Here is a 12,129-nt window from a genome sequence, read left to right on the forward strand (position 1 = left end):
CCGCGAGCCCGGCGCTTGTGGCCCACCCCCCACCCCGACCCTCCCCCGCAAGGGGGGAGGGAGTGAGTGTTTCCGATGATTCTCTTCCCCGCGATCGATCTCAAGAACGGCCAGTGCGTGCGGCTCGAACAGGGCGACATGGCGCGTGCCACAGTGTTCAATCTCGATCCCGCCGCGCAGGCTCAGAGCTTTGCGGCCCAGGGCTTCCAGTACCTGCACGTCGTCGATCTCGACGGCGCCTTTGCCGGCAAGCCGATGAACGCCCAGGCGGTCGAGGCGATGCTGAAGGTGATCAAGATGCCGGTGCAGCTCGGCGGCGGCATCCGCGACCTGAAGACGATCGAAGCCTGGCTGTCCAAGGGCATCGCCCGCGTCATCATCGGCACCGCCGCGGTGCGCGACCCGGCGCTGGTGAAGGAAGCCGCCAAGACGTTTCCGGGCCGCGTTGCGGTCGGTCTCGATGCCCGCGACGGCAACGTCGCGGTCGAGGGCTGGGCCGAGAGTTCGCAGGTGACCGCGCTCGACATCGCGCAGCGGTTTGAAGACGCCGGCGTGGCCGCGATCATCTTCACCGACATTGCCCGTGACGGCCTGCTCAAAGGTATCAACTGGGACGCGACCATCGCGCTGGCCGAGGCGATTTCGATCCCGGTGATTGCCTCGGGTGGTCTCGCCTCGATCGAAGACGTCAAGACGCTGCTCAGCCCGCGCGCCAAAAAGCTCGAAGGCGCGATCGCCGGGCGGGCGCTGTACGACGGCCGGCTCGATCCTGCTGAGGCGCTGGCGCTGATCGGCGCCGCCAAGGCCGCGTAAGGACGCCGCGATGTTCAAGGTTCGCGTCATTCCCTGCCTCGACGTCAAGGACGGCCGAGTCGTCAAAGGCGTCAACTTCGTCGACCTGCGCGACGCCGGCGATCCGGTCGAGGCGGCGATCGCCTATGACGCTGCGGGCGCCGACGAACTCTGTTTCCTCGACATCACCGCCACTCATGAGAACCGCGGCACCATGCTGGACGTGGTGCGGCGGACGGCGGAAGCCTGCTTCATGCCGGTGACGGTCGGCGGCGGCGTCCGCACCGTCGACGACATCAAGACGCTGCTGCGCAGTGGCGCCGACAAGGTCTCGATCAATTCGGCCGCGGTGGCGCGGCGCGAGTTCGTCAAGGAAGCCGCCGAGAAGTTCGGCGATCAGTGCATCGTGGTGGCGATCGACGCCAAGCGGGTGCCGGGCCGCGACCGCTGGGAGATCTTCACCCATGGCGGCCGCAAGGGCACCGGCATCGACGCGATCGAGTTCGCCCAGGAAGTGGTGTCGCTCGGCGCCGGCGAGATCCTGCTGACCTCGATGGACCGCGACGGCACCAAGTCGGGATTCGATATTCCGCTGACCCGGGCAATCGCCGACAGCGTCGGCGTCCCGGTGATCGCCTCGGGCGGCGTCGGCAATCTCGACCACCTGGTCGACGGCATCCGCGAAGGCCACGCCACCGCGGTGCTGGCAGCCTCGATCTTCCATTTCGGCGAGTACACCATTCGTCAGGCCAAGGATCATATGGTCCAGGCCGGGCTGCCGATGCGGCTCGATCCCTAGCGTTACGTGGCGAGGGGCGGTCCTCTCGCACCAAGAACCGGCAGAGTTAGCGTATGGCCCGTTTCACCCTTCATGATCTCGCCGCGACGGTCGATGCCCGCGCGGCGTCCGGCGGCGAGAGCTCCTACACCAAGAAGCTGCTCGATAAGGGCCCCGAACACTGCGCCAAGAAATTCGGCGAAGAGGCGGTCGAGATGGTGATCGCGGCGGTCGAGAACGATCGCGGCCATCTGATCTCCGAGACTGCCGACGTGCTGTTTCACATGCTTGTGCTGTTGAAGTCGCGCGGCGTGAAGCTCGAGGAAGTCGGGGCCGCGCTGGCGCAGCGCACCTCGATGTCGGGCTTGGAGGAAAAGGCGTCGCGTAAGCGCGACTGACGGCATCGGCCGCACCGGGCGGCCGCAATAACAATAAATCCCGCCACTCAAAACCAAGGCGAAGGGCCCGCGAGATGGACGCAAGGTCGGATCTGCACCCCTACAACCCGTACCGGGTTTTCTCGCGGTCGGAATGGGCGAGCATGCGTGAAGACACGCCGATGACGCTCGATGCCGCCGAAGTCGCGGCGCTCCGCTCGATGCACGACCGGCTCGACCTCAGAGAAGTCGAAGAGATCTATCTGCCGATGTCGCGGCTGTTGTCGATTCATGTCGCGGCGATGCAGCAGCTGTACTACGCGCAGCGCCGCTTCCTCGGCGTGGTCGAGCGCAAGATGCCGTTCATCATCGGCGTCGCCGGCTCGGTGGCGGTCGGCAAGTCGACCACCGCGCGCGTGCTGCAGGCGCTGCTGGCGCGCTGGTCGCCGCGCCCGACGGTCGATCTCGTCACCACCGATGGCTTCCTGCATCCGAACGCGGTGCTGGAGCGCGCCGGCATCCTGCAGAAGAAGGGCTTTCCGGAGAGCTACGACCTGCCGGCTCTGCTCGGCTTCCTGTCCGACATCAAATCGGGGCGCCGCAAGGTCAAGGCGCCGATCTACTCGCATCTCACCTACGACATCGTGCCGAACAAGTTCACGGTGATCGACCGCCCCGACATCCTGATTGTCGAGGGCGTCAACGTGCTGCAGACCGGGCGTCTGCCGCGCGACGGCAAGGCGGTGCCGGTGGTGTCGGACTTCTTCGACTTCTCGGTGTATCTCGACGCCGACGAGCCGGTGCTGCGCGACTGGTACGTCCGCCGCTTTCTGGCGCTGCGCGACACCGCGTTCCACGATCCGCGGTCGTACTTCCATCGCTACGCGGTGCTGTCCGACGAAGAGGCCACCGCGACCGCGATCGCGATCTGGGAACGCACCAACCTCGCCAACCTCGAAGACAACATCCTGCCGACCCGTCCGCGCGCGACGCTGATCCTGAAAAAGGGCGCCGATCACGTCGTGGATTCGGTGGCGCTGCGAAGGTTGTAGTCCTCGCCGGTTACTCAGCGTCATCCGCGGGCTTGACCCGCCTGCGCGGCCGAAGCCGCTTCGGCGCGGCGAAGGCCCGCGGATCCATCGCGCGCGCAAGCGCGCGTGACGATGTGTTTTCTCGAAGACGATGGATTGCCGGGGCAAGCCCGGCAATGACGGACGTGTCGTGTGAATGAACCCTGCTACGCAGCGTGCCGCGACGCATCGGCGCCGAAATGTTCGATGTAGCGGGCGCTGATCGCCGACACCGGCAGGATGATCAGCACGTCGGTGGTGCCGAACTGATAGTCGATCACCGCACCCTCGCCGATCGTCGCGCCGAGCCGCAGATAGCCTTTGATCAGCGGAGGCAGCTCGCGCAGCGCGGCTTTCTGATCCACGGCCTCTTTGGGCAGCCGGTTCATCTCGACATAGCGTGACGGATGCGCGCGGGCGCGCCAGGCTTCCGGCGCCGGTGCGTAGTGATGCAGGAACGACAGCGGCAGCGCCAGGCGATCCGGATCGGTGCCGTCGAAGCTGGCGCAGCCGAGCATCACGTCGACGCCGTGCTGGCGCACGTAAGTCCAGATGCCGTGCCACAGCAGCTCGACGGTGCGCTTGTTGCGATACGGCGGCAGCACGCAGGAGCGGCCGAGTTCGAGAAAGCGCAGCTCCGAATGCCGACTGATCAGTCCGCCGATATCGAATTCGCTCTCGGTGTAGAAGCCGCCATTGCGATTGGCGACGTCCTGCCGCAGCAGCCGATAAGTGCCGACCACCGGCTGCTTGCCGCTCAGCGACGGCTTGGCGGCGTGATCGACCACCAAGAGGTGATCACAGATCGGATCGAACGTATCCTTGTCGCGCCGCGCCAGCATGGTCGGCGCGTCGGCGATCGCGGTGCCGTCCTTGTAGAACACCCGGTAGCGCAGCTTCTGGGCGCGCTTGACGTCCTGCTTGGTCTGCGCCAGCCGAACTTCGAGCGGGCCGAGGCGGCCCAGCGTCGCCGGAGAGCCGATCGGCTTGCCGGTCTCGGCCAGCTTCGCGGACGGCTTGAACCAAGTAATTGCGGTTTGCGCGGCGGCTCCGGCAGTCTCCGGGCGCAGCAGCTTGATGAATTTTTTCGAACGGGCGAGATGGTCGGTTTGCATGGCGTCCTCGCGACCGCACCCGTTCCAAAACGGAATCGCCGCGGCCTGATCGCACCAACAATCACGACCGTTCTACAGCGATGTGACGCGATGATTGCCGGACGATGACATCGCCGCTGACTTTGTTGTTAGCTGAGGCGGTCGGTAATCGCCTGCCGCGTCACGCGATTTGTCGTGCTGCGCTCAGGCCGGCCAGGATCTCGGCGAGTCTGTCTGGATCGACCGGCTTGACCAGGAAGCCGTCCATCCCCGCGTCCAAACAGGCGTCGCGATCCTCCGCCAGGGTATTGGCGGTCAGCGCCAGGATCGGCACCCGCGGCCTCGTGCGTTCGGCTTCCATCGTCCTGATCTGACGGGCGGCCTCGAGCCCATCGAGGATCGGCATCTGCACGTCCATCAACACCAGATCGAACGGCGTGCCGGTCTTGTTAGCAGCGGCCCACGATTCGACGGCACGGCGGCCGTCGCCGACGATCTCGGCCCGATGCCCGAGGCGATCGAGCAGCGCGCGAATCAGCAGCGCATTGATGTCGTTGTCTTCGGCGACCAGGATCGCGAGTGTGGCCTGTGCGACGGCGGAGGGCAGCTCTCGCGGCGGCGGATCGCCATCGGCGATGCTGGGCGCTGCGACATCGGCCGGCGGGGCGAGCCGTGCGGCGAGCGAAGCGGCGCGGAGCGGCTTCACCAGATAGCCGGTGAACATGTCCGGCAGGTTCGGAAGCAGCTCCTGCCGCGCAGCTGGCGTCAGCATCACCAGCCGATGGATTGCATGCGGCACGGCCTGCAGCGCCAGCGCCTCGATCGCGGCCGCACCGAACCCATGATCGATCAGCACGGTGTGCCAGCTTCGCTCGGGCAACCGCGCGGTCGCGGAGGTGAGATCGGCGCAGATGCAGGTCTCGGCGCCCCAGCGCGACAGGCGCCGGGCGATCAGCGAGGCTTCGATCATGTGCGAAACGACGATCATCACCGACGCGTCTTTCAGGTCCGGCGGTGCAAAGCCGGCGTCGCGGTCTTCGGCGGCGACCAGCGGCAGCGTGATGGTGAATGTCGAGCCCTGCCCTGGTGCGCTGTCGAGCGCGATCCGGCCGTTCATCGCCGTGACGATGCGCTCGCTGATGTTGAGGCCGAGGCCGGTACCGCCGAAATTACGAGAGATGCCCGCGTGGGCCTGTTCGAACGCGCGGAAAATCCGCGTCTGCGCCTCGGGAGCGATTCCGATGCCGGTGTCGCGGACGATCACGCGGAATTCGCCCGGCTCGCCCGGCTCGGCGATCAGCGCCACTCCGCCGGATTCAGTGAACTTGATGGCGTTGCCGCACAAATTGAGCAGCACCTGCCGCAGCCGGGCCGCGTCGCCGATCAGTCGCGCCGGCAGCCGTTCGTCGACATCGGTGGCGATCTCGAGCCCGCGCGCCTGTGCCCGCGGCGCCAGGAGTTCGGCCACGTCCTCGATCAGCCCGCCGAGCCCGAACGGCTTGGCGTCGAGTTCGATCTTGCCGGCCTCGACCCGTGAGTAATCGAGCAGTTCGTCGGTCAACGCCAGCAGCGCTTCGCCCGAGGTCTTCACCGCCTTGGCGTAGGTCGCTTGTTCGGGGCTGAGCGGCGTATCGAGCAACAACCGGCTCATGCCGATGATGCCGTTCAGAGGCGTGCGGATTTCGTGCGACGCCATCGCCAGCAGACGTGATTTGGCGCGGTCTTCCGGGGCCGGGCCACCGCGTGTCTCCGCCGCGACCGCGTGGCTGGTTTCTTCGAGTGCCGGCGAGCGCACCCATGATGCTTTGGGACCGCGTGCCAGAGCACGCCAACGACGTTGGATCACGCGCAGCCGCGCCGTTTGGATCGCCAGGCCGAAACAGGCCAGCGCGAACAGAAAGCTCGCCCCGATCGCGAATGTGTGCGGATCGTAGCCCGAAATCTCCGGCCGGCTGCTGTACGCCAAGCCGACAACAATGCCGAGCGCGGCTGAAAACGCAAAGCCGATGCGAAGCGCCGTGCCGAGGTACGAGCCGCGGGCAGACCCGTTCCGGTTCGATCTGGTCCGCAGCATTCCTGGCATCGCTGTTTCCGTTTCGCCGCCCGCGCCGTGCCACGATCGCCGAGCGATGCTGCCAACAGGTTGAATGTCGGGGGATGCCTGCGGAAGCACTGTCGGCAGGGTTGCTGATCAGTTAACGGCAGGGCGCGACGGGTCAGGAACCGTGAATTCTCACGCCGCGCGCACGGGATCGTCCGCCAGGGCCCGATACGACAGTGCTTCGGCGAGTTGCACCCTGCCGACCAGATCGAAACCGTCGAGATCGGCGAGCGTGCGGGCGACACGGATGACGCGATGAAAGGCCCGGGCCGATAATCGCATCCGTTCTGCAGCTTCGTGCAGCAGCTTCAGACCGGCCGAGTCGGGCCGCGCCGTCGTCTCCAACACTGCCGCCGGCGCTTCGGCATTGGTTCGGATCTCCGGCAGCCCGATCGATGCGTAGCGTGTCCGCTGGATATCGCGAGCCCGGGCGACGCGGGCTGCGACTTCGGCGGAGCCTTCGGCCGGCGGTGGCAGCATCAGGTCGGTGGCGCTCACCGGCGGCACTTCGATTCGCAGGTCGATGCGGTCCATCAACGGGCCGGAGATCCGGGACTGATAATCGGCCATACACCGCTCGACCCGGCCCCGCTTGCACGCGAAGCCGGGTTCGAACGCTTGGCCGCAGCGGCACGGATTCATCGCAGCGACCAGCATCACCCGGGCCGGATAGGTCACCCGATGGTTGGCGCGGGACACTGCGACCTCGCCGGTTTCCAGCGGCGCGCGAAGCGAATCCAGCACCCGTGGATCGAACTCCGGCAGCTCGTCGAGAAACAGCACCCCATGATGCGCCAATGAGATTTCGCCGGGCCGTGCCTTGAGGCCGCCACCGGTCAGCGCCGCCATGCTGGCCGAATGATGCGGCGCGCGGAACGGCCGCTTTGCCGTGAGCGCGCCGTCGCGGATTTCACCGGCGACCGAGGCGATCATCGAGACTTCCAGCAGCTCGGCCGGTGACAGCGGCGGCAGGATCGACGGCAGCCGTGCCGCCAGCATCGATTTGCCGGCGCCGGGCGAACCGATCATCAACAGATGATGCCCGCCGGCTGCGGCGATTTCGAGTGCGCGCTTGGCGCTCTCCTGGCCCTTGATGTCGCGCAGATCGAACCGTGAGGGTTCAGTATCGCGGACCCGCGGCTGCGGCCGGCCGAGGACCTGCGTTCCCCGGAAGTGGTTGGCGATCTGAATCAGCGAACTGGCCGCGACGACCTGAATGTCGGGGCTGGCCCACGCCGCCTCCGAGCCGCATGCGGCTGGACAGATCAGGCCATGGTCGCGGCCATTGGCGGCGATGGCGGCCGGCAGCACGCCGGCCACCGCTGCGATCGAGCCGTCGAGGCCGAGCTCGCCCAGCACGGTGAAGCCCTCGAGGGCGTCGGCCGGGATGGCGCCGATCGCGGCCATCAGCCCGAGCGCGATCGGCAAATCGTAGTGGCTGCCCTCCTTGGGAAGGTCCGCCGGTGCAAGATTGACCGTAATCCGCCGCGCCGGCAGCGCCAGGCCGGATGCGATCAGCGCCGATCGCACCCGCTCTCGCGCCTCCGACACTGCCTTGTCGGCGAGCCCGACCACCGCAAAGGCCGGCAGCCCGGGTGATACTTGGACTTGGACATCGACGGCGCGCGCCTCGATGCCCTCGAAAGCCACGGTGGACACATGCTGGACCATGACGCCCTCTCTCGGGCCCGACGCTAGCGTCAGGCCCGGAGCCACGCAAGAACATTCCAGGAACAGACGGATTTGAGGCCGCCCGATTCCCCGGCGTCAGGCGCTGTTTCTCTGCCGGCTCTCCAGCGCGATCTCCGTGAGGTCGACCTCCAGACGGGCCATCATCAACAGTTGCACGGCGGACGGAATGCCGAGCTCTTCGGCCTGCTCGATCGCGCGATTGATGGTGGAAGCCAGCGTGTCGATGCTGACCGCCTGCTGCTTCAAGGGTGCATTGAGAACCACCGGCCGGGCGGCGCGGGGCTTGGACGGGGCATTCATGTGACCACCTGGAATTCCGGGAGAGATTGACGGCGTACAGCGTCGAGGCCCTGCCATTGCAGCGTCGGGCCCGGGACCGATCGGCGATCGCAGATGCCGAGCCAGGCATCGTCATCGACATCGACCATCACCGCAGTGGTCGAGAACCCATTGACGTCTTGGGCCAGACCCAGCGGCCGCGCCTTCCAGCCCTGGTCGAGCAGTCGCGGCAGCCACCAGGTCTCCAGCACGATGGTGAAGGCCGACAGCCCGATCGACAGCCCGTACTCCATCGCCGCCGCCTGGATCACCGCCTCGGCGCGGGGGCCGCCATGCTCACCGCGTTTGCGTGGCACCACGAAGATTCGCGACAGCTCATAGGCGTCCGATCGGCGCACGCGTCCGGCAATCGAGAGCTGCGGAAACACGTCGCTGAGCAAGGTCGGCGACGTGGTCGGGACCATCCGCATGCCGGCGACGATCTCGTCGCGGTCGACGCCGATCAGATAGACCGCGTCGTCGGTGTCGAACTGATCGATCTCGCGGCCGTCCGGCCGCTCGAGCTCTTTCCAGCCCCGCTCGACAACGTAGATCTGGTGCCGGATCCGGAAATAAGTGTCGAGCAGACCGGCATAGAGCGCGCGGTTCTCCCGACGGATAACATGAACCTGCATGGCAATTCCCCTGTTGCAGTGGGTCTGCAGGGGAACTGTGCCGGTCCGGGCCTGATGCTAACTACTGTCCGAACGGACAGGTCACAGTCGGATCAATCCGAGCGTTAATGCCTTGGCGACGGCCGCGGTACGGTTGGCGGCGTCGAGCTTGCGGGCAGCCTCGATCAGATGAAACTTCACGGTGCGCTCGGTGATGGAGAGGATCATCGAAATTTCCCAGGCGGTTTTGCCTTGGGCGGCCCATTTCAGAATTTCGCACTCTCGCGCAGTGAGCCGGTTGCGGCGCGGCGGCTTCGGCCGGCCGATCGCGCGCAATCTGGTGTGCGCATAAATGCTCACCAGTTGCATGGCGCCGCGGGCCGCCGGGCTGAGGTCGGGCTCCTTACCCGCCATGCTGATCGCGGCGCTGCCGTCGTCGTAATGCAGCGGAATGCAGTATCCTTCGACCAGACCGAACTCGGCCGCACGGGTCATCACCCGATGCGCAGACGGATCGCGGTCGCGGTCGTAGGGGGCCTCCGACCAGACGAACGGATGCACCGTCGTGGCGCCGTGGCGCGGCACCGGATCGACCGCGCTGAAATTTTCGCGGACGTACATTTCGAACCAGTCCCGCGGCCAGCCGTTGGCGAGCGTCAGTTCCGGCAGGCCGGCGCTTTTGGATGGCAGGCCGGCCATGATGTAGGCGGTGAAGCCGCAGCTCGCGATCAGAGCCTCGAATCGCGTGATCAGCGACGGGCCGTCGAGCTTCTCGACCGCATCGACGAATTCCAGTGCTCGCCGTCCCCAAAGCTGGTCTTCGCCGACGATCATGCTACCGGAACCTCCGATCCCATTACTTCTGGTACTTATGACCGCCTCAACCGTCTTCGCAACCGCTGTACGGGCGGCTGTCTGCATAATCCATCTTTGCTGATTAACTCCGCCGCTGGCTTTCTTTCGGAAGCCTTACGGATACCCGAATAACGGACGAAGCCTGATAGTTGTGCGGCCGCCGGCATCGGCTGGCAAGAGCGGCCGGCCGCCACGATCGTGAAAAATTATCGTCCCGCCGGGTTTCAGGTTCGTTTCGCTTCGATCACATCCCAGATCTTCGCCGCGATATCCGGTCCGCCGAGCCGGGCCACCGCCCGGATTCCGGTCGGCGAGGTGACGTTGATCTCGGTCAGATAGCCGTCGATCACGTCGATGCCCACGAACAGCAGGCCGCGCTCGCGCAGTTTCGGGCCGAGCGTGGCGCAGATCTCGCGCTCGCGCGGTGACAGTTCTGTCGCCGCCGCCGCACCGCCACGCACCATGTTGGAGCGCAGGTCGTCTTCGGCCGGCACGCGGTTGACCGCGCCGGCGAATTCGCCGTCGACCAGGATGATGCGTTTGTCGCCGTGCTTCACCTCCGGCAGAAACCGCTGGATCACCCAGGGCTCGCGGAACGTGACCGCAAACATGTCGTACAGCGAGCCGAAATTGATGTCCTGCGGCAGCACCCGAAACACCGCGGCGCCACCATGGCCGTGCAGAGGCTTCATCACCACGGCGCCGTGCTCGGCCCGGAACGCGTTGATCTCGTCCTTGTCGCGGCTGATCAGCGTCGGCGGCATCAGCTCGGCGAAATCCATCACGAACAATTTCTCCGGCGCGTTGCGCACGCTGGCCGGATTGTTGACCACCAGCGTCGACGGATGAATCCGCTCGAGCAGATGCGTCGAGGTGATGTAGGCGAGATCGAACGGCGGGTCCTGCCGCAGCAGCACGACGTCGTAACTACGCATGTCGACGCGGGTCGGTTCGCCGAGCGTGAAGTGATCGCCTTCCTGATCGCGCACCTTCAGGCTCTGCACCGATGCGACGACGTCGTTGCCGCGCAGGGAGAGCTTGTCCGGCGTGAAGTAAGAGATCTCGTGGCCGCGGGCCTGCGCCTCGAGCAGCAGCGCGAACGTCGAATCCCCGCGGATGTTGATCCGCGCGATGGGGTCCATCTGGACGGCGACCTTCAGTGTCATGTCGTGTGTTCCGGAGTTGGCAGGGCGGTGACGATGCGGTGCGGCGGCGGCGCGGTCAAGCAGCGGGGCTCATGGCGTGGCGTCGAATGCGCCCGGCAGATGCCGGGGCGCGGCTTTGGGTGCGATCAGGATGGCGTCGAAGCGCAGCTCGCTCATCGCGTGTTCGGGATGCCGGCTCAGCCACGCCTCGGCGGCCGCCACGATGCGGCTCTGCTGCCGCGGCGTCACCGCGTAGGCGGCATCGTCGATATTGCCGCGGGCCTTGACTTCGACGAACGCCACCAGAGAACCGCATTGCGCGATGAGATCAATCTCGCCGCAACGGGCTTTGAAGCGCCGCGCCAGAATGCGGTAGCCCTCACGCTCGAGATATTCGGCGGCGCTGGCTTCGGCGGACAGGCCGGTGCGGAACGCGGCGATGCGCGCCAGCACCGAAGGCTGCGACCGATCAGTGCTCGCCATCGTCGGCCTCGCGGCGGCGAGCCAGCTCCAGCGCGCGGGAATAGATCTCGCGGCGGTGCCGGCCGGAGAGTTCGACCGCTTGCGCGACCGCGTCCTTGACGCTGTGCCGGGTCAACGCTTCGGTCAGCCAGCGGTCGAGCGCGTCGTCGCTCATCATCTGCGCGGCCGGATCGGGCGGAGCGATCACCACGGCGAATTCGCCGCGGGTCTCCATGGTGTCGGCCTGTGCGGCGAGGTCGCCGAGCGGCGCGCGCCGCACCTCCTGATGCAGCTTGGTGAGTTCGCGGCAGATCGCCGCCTCGCGCGCCGCACCGAGCAGTTCGGCGAGGTCGCGGACCGTGTTCTGAATCCGGCTCCCGGCTTCGAACAGGACCAGCGTCGCATCGATCGCCGCAAGCTCGGCGAGCCGTGCCCGGCGTGCGCCCTGCTTCGACGGCAGAAAGCCGTCGAAGAAAAATCGGTCGGTCGGCAGTCCTGCGAGCGACAGCGCCACCAGCACGGCGGACGGACCCGGCAGACTGATTACTTGATGTCCGGCAGCGTACACGTCGCGCACCAGCTTGAAGCCTGGATCGGAGATCAGCGGCGTTCCGGCATCGGACACCAGAGCGACCGAACCGCCGCGATCCAGCGTTTCGAGGAGCTTCGGTCGCGCCTGCGCGGCGTTGTGCTCGTGATAGGGTTTAAGCCGTGCCGAGATTCCGTATCGTTCGAGCAGACGATGCGTGATTCGTGTATCTTCGCAGGCGATCAGATCGGCGCCCGCGAGTGTTTCCAGCGCACGCAGGGCTGTCCCTTATACACATCCGA

Annotated in this window: 12 protein-coding genes and 1 pseudogene; 4 read left to right on the forward strand and 9 right to left on the reverse strand. The window is 66.4% G+C overall.

Translation table 11 applies throughout. The features are described 5' to 3' along the window. The first annotated feature begins 75 nt into the window (after nucleotides 1–75). From hisA to coaA, 4 genes are all read left to right on the forward strand, one after another. On the forward strand, nucleotides 76–813 hold the full coding sequence (gene hisA, locus DY468_RS23265) for a 1-(5-phosphoribosyl)-5-[(5-phosphoribosylamino)methylideneamino]imidazole-4-carboxamide isomerase (protein WP_164607812.1): 738 nt from the start codon (nucleotides 76–78) through the stop codon (nucleotides 811–813). Between the two features lie 10 nt (nucleotides 814–823). Beyond that, a complete protein-coding gene (gene hisF, locus DY468_RS23270) occupies nucleotides 824–1,591 on the forward strand; it encodes an imidazole glycerol phosphate synthase subunit HisF (protein WP_164607814.1) in 768 nt (255 codons plus the stop codon). 53 nt (nucleotides 1,592–1,644) lie between these two features. Next, complete coding sequence (locus tag DY468_RS23275; protein WP_164607816.1) at nucleotides 1,645–1,968, forward strand: phosphoribosyl-ATP diphosphatase; 324 nt, start codon at nucleotides 1,645–1,647, stop codon at nucleotides 1,966–1,968. A gap of 74 nt (nucleotides 1,969–2,042) precedes the next feature. Next, entirely contained in the window at nucleotides 2,043–2,999 is a 957-nt protein-coding gene (gene coaA / locus DY468_RS23280; RefSeq protein ID WP_164607818.1) for a type I pantothenate kinase, read from the forward strand. 185 nt (nucleotides 3,000–3,184) lie between these two features. Here the strand turns inward: coaA and olsB are convergent, their stop codons facing one another. The 9 genes and pseudogenes from olsB to rsmI all read right to left on the reverse strand — a co-directional run. Then, nucleotides 3,185–4,132 carry a l-ornithine N(alpha)-acyltransferase gene (gene olsB / locus DY468_RS23285; RefSeq protein ID WP_164607819.1) on the reverse strand — a complete coding sequence of 316 codons (948 nt, stop codon included), beginning with the start codon at nucleotides 4,130–4,132 and terminating at the stop codon, nucleotides 3,185–3,187. Nucleotides 4,133–4,292: 160 nt separating this feature from the next. Continuing rightward, on the reverse strand, nucleotides 4,293–6,194 hold the full coding sequence (locus DY468_RS23290; protein ID WP_164607821.1) for an ATP-binding protein: 1,902 nt from the start codon (nucleotides 6,192–6,194) through the stop codon (nucleotides 4,293–4,295). Nucleotides 6,195–6,344: 150 nt separating this feature from the next. After that, a complete protein-coding gene (locus tag DY468_RS23295) occupies nucleotides 6,345–7,883 on the reverse strand; it encodes a YifB family Mg chelatase-like AAA ATPase (protein WP_164607822.1) in 1,539 nt (512 codons plus the stop codon). A 96-nt stretch (nucleotides 7,884–7,979) separates the two neighbouring features. Next, complete coding sequence (locus DY468_RS23300) at nucleotides 7,980–8,204, reverse strand: hypothetical protein (protein WP_164607824.1); 225 nt, start codon at nucleotides 8,202–8,204, stop codon at nucleotides 7,980–7,982. Further along, a complete protein-coding gene (locus tag DY468_RS23305; protein ID WP_164607826.1) occupies nucleotides 8,201–8,857 on the reverse strand; it encodes an acyl-homoserine-lactone synthase in 657 nt (218 codons plus the stop codon). Before DY468_RS23305 ends, DY468_RS23300 begins: the two co-directional genes overlap by 4 nt. A gap of 81 nt (nucleotides 8,858–8,938) precedes the next feature. Beyond that, nucleotides 8,939–9,670, reverse strand: coding sequence for a LuxR family transcriptional regulator (locus tag DY468_RS23310; protein ID WP_164607828.1), 732 nt, complete (start codon nucleotides 9,668–9,670; stop codon nucleotides 8,939–8,941). A 245-nt stretch (nucleotides 9,671–9,915) separates the two neighbouring features. Beyond that, the gene (gene gshB / locus DY468_RS23315; RefSeq protein ID WP_164607829.1) at nucleotides 9,916–10,857 is read right to left on the reverse strand and encodes a glutathione synthase; all 942 of its coding nucleotides are present in this window, start codon (nucleotides 10,855–10,857) and stop codon (nucleotides 9,916–9,918) included. 69 nt (nucleotides 10,858–10,926) lie between these two features. Continuing rightward, nucleotides 10,927–11,319, reverse strand: a complete 393-nt coding sequence (locus tag DY468_RS23320) for a YraN family protein (RefSeq protein WP_164607831.1) — start codon at nucleotides 11,317–11,319, stop codon at nucleotides 10,927–10,929. Continuing rightward, nucleotides 11,306–12,106 (reverse strand): annotated as a pseudogene (rsmI, locus tag DY468_RS23325) (16S rRNA (cytidine(1402)-2'-O)-methyltransferase); the annotation flags it as partial. The gene DY468_RS23320 and the pseudogene rsmI, both read right to left, overlap by 14 nt. Nucleotides 12,107–12,129: the final 23 nt, after the last annotated feature.

It is taken from the genome of Rhodopseudomonas sp. BR0M22 (genome assembly GCF_010907035.1).
Classification (GTDB): domain Bacteria; phylum Pseudomonadota; class Alphaproteobacteria; order Rhizobiales; family Xanthobacteraceae; genus Rhodopseudomonas.

Excerpts from the sequence above, each read along its gene's own strand:
- DY468_RS23295 (WP_164607822.1), bottom strand. The coding sequence starts at position 7,883 with ATGGTCCAGCATGTGTCCACCGTGGCTTTCGAGGGCATCGAGGCGCGC.
- coaA (WP_164607818.1), top strand. The coding sequence starts at position 2,043 with ATGGACGCAAGGTCGGATCTGCACCCCTACAACCCGTACCGGGTTTTC.
- gshB (WP_164607829.1), bottom strand. The coding sequence starts at position 10,857 with ATGACACTGAAGGTCGCCGTCCAGATGGACCCCATCGCGCGGATCAAC.
- DY468_RS23305 (WP_164607826.1), bottom strand. The coding sequence starts at position 8,857 with ATGCAGGTTCATGTTATCCGTCGGGAGAACCGCGCGCTCTATGCCGGT.
- hisF (WP_164607814.1), top strand. The coding sequence starts at position 824 with ATGTTCAAGGTTCGCGTCATTCCCTGCCTCGACGTCAAGGACGGCCGA.
- DY468_RS23310 (WP_164607828.1), bottom strand. The coding sequence starts at position 9,670 with ATGATCGTCGGCGAAGACCAGCTTTGGGGACGGCGAGCACTGGAATTC.
- DY468_RS23320 (WP_164607831.1), bottom strand. The coding sequence starts at position 11,319 with ATGGCGAGCACTGATCGGTCGCAGCCTTCGGTGCTGGCGCGCATCGCC.
- olsB (WP_164607819.1), bottom strand. The coding sequence starts at position 4,132 with ATGCAAACCGACCATCTCGCCCGTTCGAAAAAATTCATCAAGCTGCTG.
- DY468_RS23290 (WP_164607821.1), bottom strand. The coding sequence starts at position 6,194 with ATGCCAGGAATGCTGCGGACCAGATCGAACCGGAACGGGTCTGCCCGC.
- hisA (WP_164607812.1), top strand. The coding sequence starts at position 76 with ATGATTCTCTTCCCCGCGATCGATCTCAAGAACGGCCAGTGCGTGCGG.
- DY468_RS23300 (WP_164607824.1), bottom strand. The coding sequence starts at position 8,204 with ATGAATGCCCCGTCCAAGCCCCGCGCCGCCCGGCCGGTGGTTCTCAAT.
- DY468_RS23275 (WP_164607816.1), top strand. The coding sequence starts at position 1,645 with ATGGCCCGTTTCACCCTTCATGATCTCGCCGCGACGGTCGATGCCCGC.